Annotated in this window: 15 protein-coding genes; 7 read left to right on the top strand and 8 right to left on the bottom strand. The window is 69.8% G+C overall.

What is annotated here, in order from left to right:
* Positions 1-23 precede the first annotated feature (23 nt).
* The 3 genes from OG801_RS22405 to OG801_RS22395 all read left to right on the top strand — a co-directional run bounded on the left by OG801_RS22405 (position 24) and on the right by OG801_RS22395 (position 3,250).
* On the top strand, positions 24-500 hold the full coding sequence (locus OG801_RS22405) for a DUF2505 domain-containing protein (RefSeq protein ID WP_355018624.1): 477 nt from the start codon (positions 24-26) through the stop codon (positions 498-500).
* Positions 501-622: 122 nt separating this feature from the next.
* Positions 623-2,218: a lysyl oxidase family protein gene (locus OG801_RS22400; RefSeq protein WP_406031475.1), complete on the top strand. Its 1,596-nt coding sequence runs from the start codon at positions 623-625 to the stop codon at positions 2,216-2,218.
* A 219-nt stretch (positions 2,219-2,437) separates the two neighbouring features.
* A complete protein-coding gene (locus tag OG801_RS22395) occupies positions 2,438-3,250 on the top strand; it encodes a DUF4440 domain-containing protein (protein WP_406031474.1) in 813 nt (270 codons plus the stop codon).
* Positions 3,251-3,546: 296 nt separating this feature from the next.
* Here OG801_RS22395 and OG801_RS22390 read toward each other — a convergent pair whose 3' ends face one another.
* Positions 3,547-3,891 (bottom strand): DUF6912 family protein, encoded by a 345-nt coding sequence (locus OG801_RS22390; protein WP_355018621.1) that lies wholly within the window; start codon positions 3,889-3,891, stop codon positions 3,547-3,549.
* Positions 3,892-3,906: 15 nt separating this feature from the next.
* The gene (locus OG801_RS22385) at positions 3,907-5,361 is read right to left on the bottom strand and encodes a wax ester/triacylglycerol synthase family O-acyltransferase (protein ID WP_406031473.1); all 1,455 of its coding nucleotides are present in this window, start codon (positions 5,359-5,361) and stop codon (positions 3,907-3,909) included.
* Between the two features lie 109 nt (positions 5,362-5,470).
* On the opposite strand from OG801_RS22385, the gene OG801_RS22380 reads away from it, so the two are divergent.
* The 3 genes from OG801_RS22380 (at position 5,471) to OG801_RS22370 (ending at position 7,524) form a co-directional block, all read left to right on the top strand.
* Positions 5,471-5,815, top strand: coding sequence for a hypothetical protein (locus OG801_RS22380; protein ID WP_406031472.1), 345 nt, complete (start codon positions 5,471-5,473; stop codon positions 5,813-5,815).
* Positions 5,812-7,140, top strand: a complete 1,329-nt coding sequence (locus OG801_RS22375) for a hypothetical protein (protein ID WP_406031471.1) — start codon at positions 5,812-5,814, stop codon at positions 7,138-7,140. The genes OG801_RS22380 and OG801_RS22375 overlap by 4 nt, the downstream gene beginning before the upstream one ends.
* A 123-nt stretch (positions 7,141-7,263) precedes the next feature.
* On the top strand, positions 7,264-7,524 hold the full coding sequence (locus tag OG801_RS22370) for a helix-turn-helix domain-containing protein (RefSeq protein ID WP_355018617.1): 261 nt from the start codon (positions 7,264-7,266) through the stop codon (positions 7,522-7,524).
* A gap of 94 nt (positions 7,525-7,618) precedes the next feature.
* On the opposite strand, the gene OG801_RS22365 is transcribed toward OG801_RS22370, so the two are convergent.
* The 3 genes from OG801_RS22365 to sigE all read right to left on the bottom strand — a co-directional run bounded on the left by OG801_RS22365 (position 7,619) and on the right by sigE (position 10,144).
* The gene (locus OG801_RS22365; protein WP_406031470.1) at positions 7,619-9,013 is read right to left on the bottom strand and encodes a S1C family serine protease; all 1,395 of its coding nucleotides are present in this window, start codon (positions 9,011-9,013) and stop codon (positions 7,619-7,621) included.
* Positions 9,014-9,083: 70 nt separating this feature from the next.
* On the bottom strand, positions 9,084-9,551 hold the full coding sequence (locus OG801_RS22360; RefSeq protein ID WP_355018615.1) for a hypothetical protein: 468 nt from the start codon (positions 9,549-9,551) through the stop codon (positions 9,084-9,086).
* Positions 9,548-10,144 (bottom strand): RNA polymerase sigma factor SigE, encoded by a 597-nt coding sequence (gene sigE, locus OG801_RS22355; RefSeq protein WP_406031469.1) that lies wholly within the window; start codon positions 10,142-10,144, stop codon positions 9,548-9,550. The genes OG801_RS22360 and sigE overlap by 4 nt, the downstream gene beginning before the upstream one ends.
* Before the next feature lie 178 nt (positions 10,145-10,322).
* On the opposite strand from sigE, the gene OG801_RS22350 reads away from it, so the two are divergent.
* Positions 10,323-10,958: an O-methyltransferase gene (locus tag OG801_RS22350; RefSeq protein WP_406031468.1), complete on the top strand. Its 636-nt coding sequence runs from the start codon at positions 10,323-10,325 to the stop codon at positions 10,956-10,958.
* A 90-nt stretch (positions 10,959-11,048) separates the two neighbouring features.
* On the opposite strand, the gene OG801_RS22345 is transcribed toward OG801_RS22350, so the two are convergent.
* The 3 genes from OG801_RS22345 to OG801_RS22335 form a co-directional block, all read right to left on the bottom strand.
* Positions 11,049-12,587 carry a leucyl aminopeptidase family protein gene (locus tag OG801_RS22345; RefSeq protein WP_406031467.1) on the bottom strand — a complete coding sequence of 513 codons (1,539 nt, stop codon included), beginning with the start codon at positions 12,585-12,587 and terminating at the stop codon, positions 11,049-11,051.
* Complete coding sequence (locus tag OG801_RS22340) at positions 12,588-12,761, bottom strand: DUF3117 domain-containing protein (protein ID WP_008358749.1); 174 nt, start codon at positions 12,759-12,761, stop codon at positions 12,588-12,590.
* 146 nt (positions 12,762-12,907) lie between these two features.
* Positions 12,908-14,662, bottom strand: coding sequence for a hypothetical protein (locus tag OG801_RS22335; protein WP_406031466.1), 1,755 nt, complete (start codon positions 14,660-14,662; stop codon positions 12,908-12,910).
* Positions 14,663-14,674: the final 12 nt, after the last annotated feature.

Here is a 14,674-nt window from a genome sequence, read left to right as displayed (position 1 = left end):
CAGAAGCCCCAAAGGATTCGGCAATGACGACGACCCTTCAGCACGAGCTCGTGTACGACGCCCGCATGGGCGAGGTCTCCGCGATGCTCGCTGATCCGGGCTTCCGCGAGCGGGTCGCCGACGCTCAGGGAGCGCTCCGTCGCCGGGTGACCGTCGGCGGTGCGCCGCGGGAGGTCCGGATCGACCGGGTGCAGTCGACCGTCGGCGTACCCTCCTTCGCGAAGCGCATCGTCTCCGGCGATCTCACCGTCCATCAGAGCGAGGTCTGGTCCTCCGACACCGTCGCCGTCGTCGACATCACCGTCCCCGGCGGCCTGGCCACCTTGCGCGGCAACATCTCGCTGTCCGAGTCCGACGGACGCACCACCGAGAGCGTGCGGCTGAACATCAAGGTGCCCGTGCCGCTGGTCGGGGCCAAGCTCGAGGAGTACGTCGAGGAGCTGATGCTCAAGGCCTTCGACCTCGAGCAGGCGGTCGGCGCGGCGTACCTTTCTCGCTGATCTCACCGATCTGGTGCAACCAGACCGGGAAACCAACCGTCCCCATATGCGGCGGGCACTAGATTGCCGGCCACTCGGCGCCTCGGATCGGGAGGATCCAAGGCCGTTATAAGGGGATCTCGATGGTCAAACCTCGCACTCGCGTCCGGCAGCTGGTCTCGGCCGGCATCGGGCTGGTCGCAGCCGCACTCGTCGTCACCACGACGGTGACGGCGAACTACGGGGCCGCGAGCGGCACCACCGGCAAGGGAACGTTGAAGCTCGTCGCCGCTGCCGACACCGTCGAGGTGGCGTCCTACGACGGAGTGGCGTACATGGAGCCGTCGGTCTGGCTGGCCGCCTATGACGCGGCATTCGAGTTCCGCGCCAGCCACACGGCGTACGACAAGCCGGTCAAACTGACCAAGACCATCATCCGGGGCAAGAAGCGCACCACCACGACCGCGCCCGCAGCGATCGTCGACGGGATGAAGGGCTTCAAGGACGGCCTGCGGGTCACGCTCAAGAACAAGGCCGGCAAGGTGATCCTCGACGAGAGCCGACCGCTGTGCCCCGGCGGCTACGACCGGCAGCGGGTGCAGACCGACGGTGCCACCGGCCCCGTCTACCCGGAGTTCTGCGGCGGCAACTGGTTCACGAAGGGCGTCCTGTACGGGATCGAGCGGGGCATGGCGGTCCCGACCGTCTCCGACCTCGAGTTCGAGACCAAGGGCGAGACCAAGCTGACCATGACGATGAGCGTCAGCAAGCCCGTCGCCGACTTCCTCGGTCTGCCGAAGGCCAGTCGCAGCGCCAAGCAGAACCTCGTCATCGTCGACGGCTGCCCCGAGGGCGGCTGCGAGGGTGAGGGCGAGATGGGCGCTCGCTCAGCCCATGGAGCCGATGGAGCCCACGGAGCCCATGACGACCAGGGCGCTCGCACTGTGGTCCCGCGAGAGTCGCTGGAAGGCGCCGAGGACGGTCGTGGACGACTCCCGCTCGGCGGCGGCGCCGGCGGTACGTCGCACGGCAAGCCCAAGAAGAGCAGCCTGCCCGACCTCGTCTCCGTGCCCGCCTGGCAGATCTCGACCGCGATCGACGAGGAGGGCACCGACCGCCTCAACTTCGCCGCCAACGAGTGGAACGCCGGACCGGCTCCGATGATCGTCGAGGGCTTCCGGCGCGGCACCGCTCCGGTGATGGACGCCTACCAGATGTTCTACAGAGACGGTGAGCAGGTCGGGATGAAGCGCACCGGCACCATGGAGTTCCACGAGGCGCCGGAGCACAACCACTGGCACTTCCTCGACTTCGCGAAGTACGAGCTGGTCGATGCCAAGGACAAGGTCGTCTCGACCAGCGGCAAGCAGTCGTGGTGCCTGGTGCCCACCGACCCGGTGGACCTGACCGTGCCCGGTGCGACGCTGCGGCCGGGGCAGACCGGCCTGGAGTCGGCGTGCGGCTCCAAGTCCGCGCTGTGGCTGCGGGAGAGCCTGCCGTCCGGCTGGGGCGACACCTACGACCAGTCCCAGACCCAGGCCTTCGACCTCACCAAGGTCAAGAACGGCACCTACCGGATCAAGGTCACCGTCAACCCGGACGGCAACCTCTACGAGACCACCCGGTCCAACAACGTCAGCCACCGCACCGTGATCATCGGCGGCAAGGCCGGCGCCCGCACCGTCACCGTCCCGCCCTACCAGGGCGTCGACACCGAGACCTGGTGGAACGAGGACTGAGGAGTACGCCGACCGCCTGCTCGAGGGCGACCTCGAGCAGGCGGTGCGTGCCGGGTGCGGTTCACGATCGCCCAGGTCGCAGCATCGTGTGGGCACTCGACCAGGCCCATCTCCCTCGGGACTTCGCGGACCTGGCTGGCTGCTCGCCGCCGCAACTGTTCGCCGATGACGTCCCAAACGTCCAAGACTCGCTGGGGGACGGAGTGTGACGCTGTGTCCATGACCTACACCAACACCAGCGGAACCGATGGCCCGACCCGCGTCTGGCCGGTCCTCACCTACCGTGACGCCCCCGCGGCGACGAAGTTCCTCAGCGAGGCGTTCGGGTTTGAGCTGCGGGTGGCGTACGCCCGCGACGACGACCCCACAGTCATCGAGCACGCCGAGATGCGGTGGGCCGGCGGTGGTGGCCTCATGCTCGGCACCGCCGGAAAGGATGACTCGGCGTTCGGGCTGCGCAACTCGGGCAACGACTGCGTGTACGTCGACTGTGACGCGCCCGATGCGCTGTTTGAACAGGCCGTGGCAGCCGGAGCCGAGGTCGTCCGAGCCCTGAACGATGCGGAATCCGGCTCACGCGGCTTCACAGTCCGCGACCCGGAGGGCAACCTCTGGAGCTTCGGCACCTACGACGGCGAAGCCAAGCCGGACTCCGGAGAAGCATCGAGCGCGATCGACACCTTCGCCAAGCTGCTGGACGATTGGGCGGAGGCTTTGGTTGCCAACGATGCCGATGCCATCGGCGCCTTCGCCGAGCCGGACTGGATGTTCGTCGGCGAGAACGGGATCGTGCCGGGCTCGTCCTTCCTCGAGAGCGTGACCAGCGGCCTGGTGACCCACAGCTCGATGGCATTCGAGGTTGCGGAGGCCCGGATACTCGGTGACACCGCGTTCGTCGTCGCCCGCTGCGACAACCACGGCACGTGGCAGGGCGAGCCGTTCCACCTCGACGAGTGGACCTCCGACGTGTTCGTCCGCCGAGGCGCCCGCTGGCTGTGCAGCCTGACTCATCTGACGCCGGTCAAACCATGACACTGGAGTCCGACAGCGAGGTGGGCGTAGCGGTTGAGTTTGGCGGAATGTCCGCCCTCGATTGAGTAGAACTCACAGCGAGGTCACGCATGGCCATCATCGGAAGGGCCACGCCACCCCACCCGAAGACACCTGAGCCGCCGCCGGGTCCTCGAAGCTCTGACGATTGGTGGAGTAGAGCGACGGCGCGCCGACGAGCGGCTGCATCACGAAGGTGGGGCTGTCGAGTCCGCGATCGCGAGGCAAGTAGGACTGCACGGTGGCTCGGCGGCTGCACATGGGTGTGCGTACTACCCCTACCCGATGAGCTGCGGGATCTCCTGGGTCGCGAACCAGCCCAGATCCTCGTCGGGGTCGGCGTCGGCGGGCCGGTCGGCCAGGTCGGCGTGGACGGCGGCGACGAGCTTGAGCGGCACGACCTGGTCGCCTAGCGCGGCCGGAGCGTCGACGACGACCACGACCCGGCGCCCGGGGCCCGCCAGGAGTGCCGCCGAGTCGTCGGCGGCGCTCATCAGGGCTGCGTACTCGGCCTCTTCGCTGTCGTCGGGAGCCGCGTAACCGTCGGCGGTGCCGGGCAGCTCCCCCTTGGCGTACCAGTCAGCGAGGAGCTCGAGCGTGGCGGGTACGTAGATGCGGGTCACGGGTCGGATTCTGCCTCACTCGCCGGAGTTCTTGACCACGCGCAGGCCCCGGGGCGCCCGGAACCGGCGTCCGGAGACGGTGTCGAGCAGCTCGTCGAGGGCGTCGCTGATGCACTGTCCGACCAGTGACGCATCGGGCACCAGGTCGCGGTCGGCGGTGATCGCGAAGAAGACCTGGCCGTCGTAGGAGGTCACCCCGATCGCGAGGGTGTGCCCCTTGGCCAGCGGGTGGATGGGATAGGAGGCGACCAGCCGGGAGCCGGCGGCATAGCGCGGCTCCTGCGGGCCGGGCACGTTGCACACCGAGAGCAGGTAGTCGTGCTCGCTCTCGGCGGCCACCCGGGAGCCGACCACGTGGAAGGTCGCCGGGGCGAAGCCGCTGATCCCGGCCAGCCGCTGCGCACTGACCGTGCGGGCGTTGGCCTGGTGCTGCTCGAAGGAGTAGGACACCTGGTGGAGACGGACCACCGGCGACGGCTCTGCCACCGGGAGCACCACGAAGTGGGGCGCCACCGCGGAACCGAGCTGGGTCGGGTCGAGCTCCTCGTCGATCACCGAGACCGGCACCAGGGCCGGCACCTGGCGTACGCCGGCCAGGGACTGCTGCCGGGTCATCAGCCAGTCGCGCAGGCCGCCCGTGACGGCAGCGAGAATGACGTCGTTGACGGTGCCGCCGTGGGTGTCCCGGATGCGGCGGAAGTCGGCCAGGTCGGCTTGGAGGGTCACCACGAGACGCTGCTGGGAGAGCGTCCCGTTGAGCGGCGTCGGCCGCTCCGGAGCCCGGCGGGTGAGCGCCCGGGCGATGCCGGTGCCCGCGTTCTGGACGTCCTTGGCGACACCGGTGACCCGCCCCAGGGCGAAGCCGCCGAGGCTGCGCGCCGTGTCGGTCAGGCCGCTGACCGAGGTGACCGCCTCGAAGACCGCGCCCGCGACCAGGCGCGCGCTCGACTGCGGCTCGGGCGGCTCCCACAGGTCCGGCACGACCGGCCCGACCTCGGGCTTGTCGTCGAGGAGCAGCTGGACCAGGTCGACGGTCTCGGCGCCGTCCACCAGCGCCTGGTGGGTCTTGGTGATCAGCGCGACCCGGTCACCGGCCAGCCCCTCGATGACGTACAGCTCCCACAGCGGCCGGGAGCGGTCCAGGGGCCGGGAGACGATCCGTCCGGCGAGGTCGAGGAGCTGATCCATCGAGCCCGGACGCGGCAGCGCGGAGCGGCGTACGTGGTAGGTGAGGTCGAAACGGTCGTCGTCCGCCCAGACCGGGTAGGCGATGCGGCCGGGCACGACACGGACCCGTTGGCGGTAGCGGGGCACGAAGGACAGCCGGTCCTCGACGTGCTCGAGGAACGCGCCGTAGTCGAAGCCCTCGGCCTTCGGCTCGATCAGTTCGATGCTCGCCACCTGGTGCGGAACGGACAGCGTCTCCCCGTCCAGAAAGGCCACGTCCCGTGCCTTCAGCCGATCACTCATGCCCTCTCAGCCCCCTCTTTGGTTCATGTGCGATTGTGGCAGACGCCAGCTTGAACTTAGCCCACGAAACGGGGAAGCAATGCGCCTCACGGCCCGGATAATCGCGGTCGTGGCAGCAATCTGCGGGATCGCGTCCGTCGCGACAGCCTGCGGAAACGACGTCGCCACCGAGCCCAGCAAAGACAGCGACCCGGTGGTCGTCGGTATCAACTTCTCCGGTGACTCGGTCGACCCGCACGGGACCCAGATCGACGTCCCCGTCGGCCACGGAGTCGAGCTCGACGTGACCGCCGACGCCGCCGGCGAGATCCACGTGCACTCCGACCCGGAGCAGTCTGCCGCCTACGGCGTGGGCACCACGCGGATCAGCCTGGGCGCGTTCGATATCCCTGGTCAGTACGAGGTGGAGTCACACACCCTCGGCAAGACCATCGTCACCCTCGAGGTCAAGTGATCCTCACCCACGGCGTGGGTGGTCGCCAGGACCTCCCACTGCCGCTCGAGTACGTCATCGCGGGCGCAGTCCTCGCCCTCCTCGTCTCCTTCGGGCTGCTGGTGCTGACCACCAAGCGCGCCGCCGAGGGCCAAGTGGTCGGCGTACGCAACCCACGCGGCTGGCCGGTCCCCCGTCTCGGGCGTGTCGTCGACTCCCCCGCCTGGATCGCGCTGTGGCGCGTCGTCGGACTGCTGATCTTCGCCTACTTCGTGCTGGTCGCCTTCGCCGGCTCCGACAACGCCAACAACCCCATCTTCGGGATGACGTACGTCTGGCTGTGGGTCGGCCTCGTCCCGTTCTCCCTCATCTTCGGACGGGTCTTCCGGGCGATCAGCCCGGCCCGCACGATCGTGGCCGGACTGACATGGCTGCGCGGCGCCGGCGATCCGCCGCTGCGCCTGCCCGAGCGTCTCGGCTACTGGCCGGCGGCGTTCACGCTGCTCGCCTTCGCCTGGCTCGAGCTGGTCTACCCGGAGAACAACTACCTCGGCCCCGTACGCCTCTGGCTGGCCGTCTACCTGGCCGTGATGATCCTCGGCGGCGTGCTCTTCGGCGAGAAGTTCCTGGAGCGCTGCGACCCCTTCGAGGTCTACTCGTCGCTGACCGCGCGACTGTCGGTGTGGGGACGTACGCAGGCCGGCAACCTGGTCCTGCGGACGCCGCTCGGCAACCTGGACACCCTGCGTCCGACCCCGGGGCTGGTCGCGGTCGTCTCGGTGCTCTTCGGCACCATCGTCTACGACTCCTACCGGGAGTCGCCGACATGGCTCCAGTTCGTGCAGAACCCCGAGATGTCGGCCAACACCGCCTACCTGATCAGCAACGTCGCCCTGATCGCGTTCCCGCTGCTCGTGGCCGGGTTCTACTGCCTCGGGACGATGCTGACCGGCGTCGGTGACGTGCCGCGCCGGGCGCTGCCCGGCGAGCTGGCGCCTTCGCTGGTGCCGATCATCGTCGGCTACGTCGTGGCCCACTACCTCAGCTACTTCTGGGAGAGCGGGTTGGCGACGCTGCGCAACGCCTCGGATCCGTTCGGAAACGGAAGCGACTGGTTCGGAACCGCGGACATGCCGGTCTCCTACTTCTTCGCCTTCCACGCCACGCTGCTGGCCGTCATCAAGGTGGCAGCGGTGATCACCGGACACGTGCTGGGAGTCTGGTCGGCCCACATCCGAGCGCTCCAGGTGCTTCCGCCGCAGCACCTGGTGACCGGGCAGATCCCGCTTCTGCTCACGATGGTCGGCTTCACTGTTGGTGGGTTGTATCTGCTGTTCGCCGCATAGCGCGTCGCTGCTTCACGGTTCACCCACCACGCATCCACAAAGCAGCGCAACAGTACCTAATGCGGACTAACAGGTTGGCGCGATGGTTTACGGCCGCTTGCAGAGTCTGGGAGACTGATCCTTATGTCTGGTACCCCCCGCTTCCTGACTCTTGCCGACGTCGCCGAGGTGCTCAACACCTCGAGCGCACAGGTCTATGCCCTTGTCCGCCGTGGCGAGCTTCCCGCCATCAAGATCGGCGGGCGCGGCCAGTGGCGCGTTGAGTCCAGCGTCCTCGAGAAGTTCATCGATGACATGTACTCGCAGACCAAGGCCTTTGTGGCCGACCACCCGTTCGTCGAGGCCGAGCCTGCTGCGCCCGCCGCCACGCCGGACGCTTCTTGAGTCAAAGCAACCTCAACCCCCACAACTAAACCTTCCCCACAACAACGCGAAGAGCTGCCAGGCATCCTGCCGAGCAGCTCTTCGCGTCTTTGGGTCAGGCGAGGTTCTCGGTCTGCGCCTCGAGCTTGATCTTGAGCTCGTGGCGGGCGCCGTTGCGCATCACCGTGAACTCGACCGTCTCGCCCGGCTGGTGAGCCCGGATGGCGACGATCATGCCGATGCCGTCGGTGACGGTGACGTCTCCCACCTTGGTGACCCGGTCGCCGTCCTTGAGCCCACCGGCGGCGGCCGGCGAGCCGGCATCGACCACCGAGATCAGAGCTCCGTTGTGGTCGGCGGCCTGCACGTCGACGGAGGCCCCCACGATCGGGTAGGTCGCCTTGCCGGTCTTCAGGATCTGCGCGGCGGTCACCTTGACCTGGTCGATCGGGATCGCGAAGCCGACGCCGATGCTGCCGGCCTCTCCGCCCTCTCCCCCGCCCGCGGTCGCGATGGCCGAGTTGACCCCGATCACCTGGCCGACGAGGTTGACCAGCGGACCACCGGAGTTGCCGGGGTTGATCGCCGCGTCGGTCTGGACGGCGTTGATGTAGGAGGTGTCGTCCTCGGTCTGCCCGGTGCTCACCGGGCGCTGGAGCGCACTGACGATGCCCGAGGTCACCGTGGAGCTGAGACCCAACGGCGACCCGATGGCGACGACGCCCTCACCGATCCTCAGCCGTGACGTACTGCCGAGCGAGGCCGGCTCGAGCTCCTTGACCTCGGGCACGTCGAGGACCGCGAGGTCGTAGACCGCGCTGCGGCCGACCACGTCCGCCTTGTAGCGGCGGCCCTTGTGGTCGACCACCTCGATGCTGCCCTTGGCCTTGGCGGCGTCGGCGACCACGTGGTTGTTGGTCACCACGTGGCCGTTCCGGTCGAAGATGAAACCGGAGCCGGTCGCGGCATCCTCAACGCCCTGGTACTCGGCGAAGATCTGGACCGTTGAGGGCAGCAGCGTCGCGGCCACCTTCACGATGCTGGCGTCGTCGCCCTCCAGGGGCGCGTCGGTCTCGATCGAGCCCGGGTCGAGACCACCGCCGGCCAGGCTCGACATGTCGTCCTGGTCCTCGAGTACGCCGCCGGCATAGCCGCCCAGTACGCCGAGCAGGAACGCGACGGCAGCCGCGAGCGCCCAGATCGGGCCGGGGATCCGGCGGCGCTGCGAGGAGTCGGTCCGGGGTGAGGACGGTGGTGGCGCAGGCGGGGTGTCGAACCCGGGCAGGGAACCGCCAGGCGGTGGCGGCACCATGGGCGGCAGCGGAGCGGTGTCGGCGGCCGGAACCGGCGCGACGGCGGGTCTCGGCATGCCTGGCAACGGCACCTCGGCCGTGTCCCGCTCGTCGTCGACAAAGTCGTCAGGGGACGACTGCCCGGCCGGGGGCACGTCGGAGGGTGGTGCCCAACGGGAGATCGGCCGCGACTGGTCGTCTTGTGGTTCCTGCGTCACGACACCCATTCTTCCCACTCGCCCCAACAATGGGCAGCCCGGGTCTCGTGTCGCGTCGCCGGGCCGATGCTCAGCGGCGTACGTGAGCGACGACGGGAGCGCCCGGAGCGCCCGGGACCTGGGTGACCGCGGTGACCGGGAGATTCCTGGGGACCGGCGCGTCGGCGGGCGCGGCGGCGAAGGCGAACATGCCGAATACGGCGGCTCCGACAGCACCGCCACCGGCGGCGACCATCACCAACGTACGCCGCATCGACCGGGGGTCGGAGTAGGTCTCGTCGAGGTCGTCGGCTGGCCACACAGAGGCGGCCAGGGCGCCGCCGCGGAGCGAGCCCTTGAGGTCGGCCGGTGCGGTGACGCCGGGGTCGACGCTGAGGCCGGCCAGGCGTCGCTTGAGCCAGCCCTCACGCTCCACGGCGCGGCGGCAGGCGCAGCACTGGTGCACGTGCGCCCAGGCGCGCTCCTCCTCCGCTGCGGGGAGCTGTCCGTCGAGAAGAGCGCTGGTGCGTGCGCCGAGGTGGTTGCCGAGAAGACTCATGAAGCCCCGCCCCACAACACCTTGGGCCCGGAGTGACGCAGTCGTCCGCCGCGCGGAGCGCGGTGGGCGAGGTTGTCACGGAGCATCGCCCGGCCGCGGTGGATACGCGAGCGGACGGTGCCGAGCTTGGCACCGAGGATCTCGGAGATCTCCTCGTAGGAGAGCCCCTCCACGTCACAGAGCACGACCGCGGCCCGGAAGTCGGGCGGCAGCGTCGCCAGCGCGCGCTCGATGTCGTCATCGAAGCGCTGGTCGGTATAGGCCACGTCGGGCGTCGGGCCGCTGCTCGTCAGGCGCGAGGCGCGCTCGTCGGAGAGGGCGTCGAAGCGGATCCGCTGCTTACGACGGGCCTGGTCGAGGAAGAGGTTGGTGGTGATCCGGTGCAGCCAGCCCTCGAAGGTGCCGGGGCTGTAGGTGTCGAGAGAGCGGAATACGCGCACGAAGACCTCTTGGGTGAGGTCCTCCGCGTCGTGGCGGTTGCCGGTGAGACGGTAAGCGAGCCGGTAGACCCGGTCGGAGTGCTTCTCCACGATCTCGTCCCACGTCGGAACACCCGGCTCTACGGTCGGGGCCTGCGTGGGTTCGGCGGTCATGGTGCTCCTGTCGTCTGTCTCGCTGATCGCTGACATCTCCTACGGTAGATCCCCTGGGACCGGAAGGGCTGAGAGTTGCCTGTGAGGCTCCTATTTTTCCTCTTCCTGTGCTCTTCCAACGCACAAGTTGGATCAGGCGTTCCCGCACCGTTGCGCGAAACAGGTTAGGTTTTGCGGTGTGACCAGCCCTGTCTCGACCGCAAGTTGGACCTACGCCGACGAGTTCGTCGGTGAGGACGACCTCCTCGCAGCCGCCCGATCCCGGGCCGAGGAGGTCGGTGTCGCCCCGATCGGGCCTGGTGGCGGAGCGGCGCTGCGCTTCCTCGCCTCCGTCCTCGACGCCAAGAACGTCGTCGAGGTCGGCACCGGCACCGGCGTCTCCGGGCTGTGGCTGCTGCGTGGCATGCGTCCCGAGGGGGTCCTGACCACCGTCGACATCGAGACCGAGCACCAGCGACTGGCCCGCCAGAGCTTCACCGAAGCCGGCTTCGGCCAGCGGCAGGCGCGGTGCATCGCCGGCGCCGCCCTCGACGTACTCCCCCGGCTCACGGACAACCACTACGACCTGGTGTTCGTCGACGGCGACAAGACCGAATACTCCGCCTACCTCAAGGAAGCGCTGCGTCTGCTCCGTCCCGGCGGCGTCGTCGCCTTCGACAACGCCCTGTGGCACGACCGTGTGGCGGACCCGTCCGTACGCGACGAGGAGACCGCCACCATCCGCGAGCTCAACCAGCAGGTCGCCGACAACGACGGCCTCATCCCGCTGCTGCTCCCGGTGGGCGACGGCCTCCTGCTCGCCCGGAAGATCTAGCCGAGACGTCACCCCCGTCGGCCGAGGCGGCACCTGAGTGCCATCTCGGACGACGTACGTGACCTCTCGGCCGACGCGGGTGACGTCTCGTCAGGAACCGACTCGGGAGAGCGGGTCCGCGCTCGCCAGCCAGCTGAGGAGGACCCGGGCACCGAAGCCGGTGGGGCCGGGAGTGAGCTCGTGGACGTCGGCGTACGCATCACCGCAGGCGACGTCGATGTGGGCCCACGGGATGCCACCGGTGAAGTGGTGCAGGAAGAGCGCGGCGGTGATGGCGCCGGGCCCACCGGGGGCGTTGTCGGCGTCGGCGACCTTCGAGGAGAGCTTGTCCTCGTAGTCGGCGACCAACGGCATCCGCCACAGCACCTCGCCGGAGACCTCCGACGCCTCGGCCAGCAGCGTGGCCAGCGCGTCGTCGTCGGCGAAGTAGCCGGCCATCGTCTGCCCGAGCGCCACCCGCATCGCACCGGTGAGGGTGGCGATGTCGACGAGGGCAGCCGGCTTGAGCTTGTCCACGGCGTACGCCATCGCGTCGGCCAGCACGAGGCGGCCCTCCGCGTCGGTGTTGGTGACCTCGGAGGTGCGGCCGCCGTAGTGGGTGACCACGTCGCCGGGGCGCAGCGCCGAGCCGGAGATGGCGTTCTCGGCGGCGGCGATGAGGCCGACCACCTTGACCGGGCAGCCGATCTCGGCCAGCGCCGACATCACCGCGAGCACCACCGCGCCGCCGGTCATGTCGCGCTTCATGTTGAGCATGCCGTCACCGGGCTTGATGTTGAGCCCGCCGGTGTCGAAGGTGATGCCCTTGCCGACCAGCACCACCGTCGGGGCCGTCTTCAAGGAGTTCAGCCGACCCGACTTGCGGGGCGTGTAGTCGAGCCGGATCAGCCTCGGCGGGGTCGCCGAGCCTTGGCCGACCGCGACGATGCCTCCGAAGCCATCGGCCGCGAGCTGGTCCTCGTCCCAGACGGCGACCTTCAGGCCGCTCTCGCCTGCCAGTGTCGTCGCCTGCTCTGCGAGCCAGCCCGGATTCTTCAAGTTGCTCGGGACCGAGGAGAAGAACCGCGCGCGCCAGCTGGCGCGCGCGATCGCCTGGGCCCGGTCCAACGCTGCCGCCTGGTCGTCGCCGAGGTCGGCCAGAGTGATCGTCTCCACCGGCTTCCACGGCGCACCCTCGGAGCGCCAGTGGAAGAGGAATGACCCCAGCGTCGCGCCGGCCACGAACGGCTCCAGCCCGACCTCCGGATCGGCCGCCGGAATGGTCGTGACCACCTCGGACCGATCCCGCACGGCACGAGCCAGCGCGGCCCCCGCCCGCCGGAAGTCGTCGCGACGTTGCGCGCCGACGCCGATCAGGAGGACCTGCCGCAGGGTGCCGGAGCCGGTGACGGCGTACGTCGTCACCTCACCGGCGCTGCCGGTGGCACCTTCGAACTCGAGATGACCCAGGAGGTCGTGTTGGTCGCCGAGGTCGGCGGCCCCAGGACCGATGACCAGCTCGTCCTCGCCCGGGATGACCGGGAGCGCGATGATCTCGGCATCGAGACTCTCCGGGCCGAGCGGATTGAGCGTGAAGGTGGGCGGCGTGACCTGGGTCGGCAGAGCCGGTGACGGCAGCGTTGTGGTCATCTACGCGTTCAGCCCAAGACCTTTGATCTCTTCGCCGAGCGCGGCGGCCTCTTCGGCGTTCAGTTCGACGACCAACCGGCCACCACCCTCGAGCGGGACGCGCATCACGATGCCCCGACCTTCCTTGGTGACCTCCAGCGGACCGTCTCCCGTCCGCGGCTTCATCGCCGCCATGCGGCACCTTCTTCCGTGTCTCGCGTGTCGGCGCTCACCTGCCGGATGGCCTCGGAGCGCGCATTGCACGTCCATTATCCCTCATCAGGTCAGCAGACCTGACGGCAAGGTGGGAGTTTCGGCGGGTTGACCTGCCTTCGAACCTGTCAGATGACCGAGGTTCCGTAGGCCCAGGTCAGCCAGATCGCGAGGATCACCAGCGTGAGGTGCACCGCGATGGCCACTCCGGAGGACTCGTGGAACGCTCCGCCGCGGTCCCGACGGTCGCCTCCGACGGGCCGGTCGTAGGCATCGTCGTAGCGCTCGTCATAGCGGTCGTCATAGCCGCGGTCGTAGGCCTCGTCGTAGTCGTAGCCCTGCGCGTACGCCTGGTCGTAGCCCTGCTCGTAGCCCGCGTAGGCCGGCTCGTCGTAGCCCTGGTCCCGCCGCCGTCGACGGGGCTGCGCCTCGGCCGCGGGCGGGGTCGGGGCGGGGGGCTCGGTCCGGTCACGGCCCCGGTCCCGGTCGCTCGGACCGTAGGACTCGAAGGAGTAGGGATCGTACGTCTCGGGCTGCTGCTGCCCCGCCTGGCGGCCGGACGGCCGGCTCGGCGCGGGCGGCGGCGCAGGCGCAGGTGCGGGTTGGGGTGCCGACTGCGGGGCGGGCCGGGGTGCGGGGCGCGGCGCGCGCGGCGGGCTCGGCTGCTGTTGACCCGGGTAGTCGGAGTAGCTGCTGTCGCGCCGGTAGCGGCGGTCGGCGAACTCGTCATGGCTGTCGTTGCGGCGGTCGTCGTAGCGATCGTCGTAGCCGCGCGAGCGGCGCTGCGGCGGCTCCTGACGGCGACCCCATGGGTCCTGGCCGCTCCGGCCCGGCTCGCCCTGACTCGGCTGGGGCTGCTCGGGCGCCGGGCGCTGAGGAGCCGGACGCTGAGGGTCGGGACGCTGAGGGTCGGGACGCTGCGGGGCGGGACGCTGGGGGGCCGGACGCTCACGCATCGGCTGCTCCGGGGCTCGCCGCTCCTGTGCGGGTCGCGCGGGAGCAGGGCGGTCCTGCCGCGGCCGGGCGGGAGCCTCCGGGACCGGCGGCTGGGGCGCGGGCTGGTGACGTACGGGCTGCTGGGGTGCCGGCGGCTGGGGGGCGGCTGCCCGCCGCGGAGGCCTCTGCGGGGCGGGCTGGGGCTGCGGTGCGGGCTGCGGCGCGGGCTGCGGTGCGGGCGGGGGCGGTGTCTGCCGCCCGGCCACGCGGCGACCGATCTGCCCGTCCCGCGTCGGAGCAGGAGCCGGAGCAGGGACAGGAGCCGGAGCGGGGGCCGGCGCAGGGGCCGGGGGCGCAGGCGAGGAGTCACGCTCGATCGGCGCCATCACGGCGGTCTCCTCGACACCCGAGGCTGCTCGCCGGGGCTCGGGCCGGCGTTCGGCCGGACGTCCCTGCTGTGCGACAGGCTGAGGAACAGGCTGCTGAACCGGTCGGCGCGGGTCCGCGTAGCCCGCCCGGCCGTCGGGCTCGGCGTAATCGTCGTAACCGGCCTCTGCATAGCCGTTCTCGCCGTAGGCGTAGCCGTCCTCGGCGTACTCCTCGGCGTAGTCGTCATAGCCGTCGTCATAGGCGTAGTCGTCGTGGCCGGAGGCTGCGGCGCGCTGCTCCTTGAGCCGGCGGGCGAGCAGGTAGAGGCCCGCGATCGCGGCGAGCCAGATCCCGAAGAGCCCGATCACGCCCGGGAGGTCGCCGCCGAGGAAGAACGACGACGGCGAGGCGAGGAAGAGGACCCAGACCAGGAGGCCGGCTGCGCCGGCGTACAGGTGGATCTTGGGCGGCAGCCCCGCCTCCTGCGGCTGCAGGAGATGTGGCTTCAGATAGGTGAGCGCGACGATCACCGCGACCAGGGCGGTCACGGCGTAGACGAGTACGGCAGCGAAGCTCACGGCAGCGATTCT

The sequence above is a fragment of the Nocardioides sp. NBC_00163 genome (assembly GCF_045206295.1).
Lineage (GTDB): Bacteria > Actinomycetota > Actinomycetes > Propionibacteriales > Nocardioidaceae > Nocardioides.
This window is presented reverse-complemented; position numbering and strand designations above follow the sequence as displayed.

What these genes read in the sequence shown, in the direction of transcription:
- OG801_RS22405 (WP_355018624.1), top strand. Translation starts at nt 24, where the DNA reads ATGACGACGACCCTTCAGCACGAGCTCGTGTACGACGCCCGCATGGGC.
- OG801_RS22400 (WP_406031475.1), top strand. Translation starts at nt 623, where the DNA reads ATGGTCAAACCTCGCACTCGCGTCCGGCAGCTGGTCTCGGCCGGCATC.
- OG801_RS22395 (WP_406031474.1), top strand. Translation starts at nt 2,438, where the DNA reads ATGACCTACACCAACACCAGCGGAACCGATGGCCCGACCCGCGTCTGG.
- OG801_RS22385 (WP_406031473.1), bottom strand. Translation starts at nt 5,361, where the DNA reads ATGAGTGATCGGCTGAAGGCACGGGACGTGGCCTTTCTGGACGGGGAG.
- OG801_RS22370 (WP_355018617.1), top strand. Translation starts at nt 7,264, where the DNA reads ATGTCTGGTACCCCCCGCTTCCTGACTCTTGCCGACGTCGCCGAGGTG.
- OG801_RS22360 (WP_355018615.1), bottom strand. Translation starts at nt 9,551, where the DNA reads ATGAGTCTTCTCGGCAACCACCTCGGCGCACGCACCAGCGCTCTTCTC.
- sigE (WP_406031469.1), bottom strand. Translation starts at nt 10,144, where the DNA reads ATGACCGCCGAACCCACGCAGGCCCCGACCGTAGAGCCGGGTGTTCCG.
- OG801_RS22345 (WP_406031467.1), bottom strand. Translation starts at nt 12,587, where the DNA reads ATGACCACAACGCTGCCGTCACCGGCTCTGCCGACCCAGGTCACGCCG.
- OG801_RS22340 (WP_008358749.1), bottom strand. Translation starts at nt 12,761, where the DNA reads ATGGCGGCGATGAAGCCGCGGACGGGAGACGGTCCGCTGGAGGTCACC.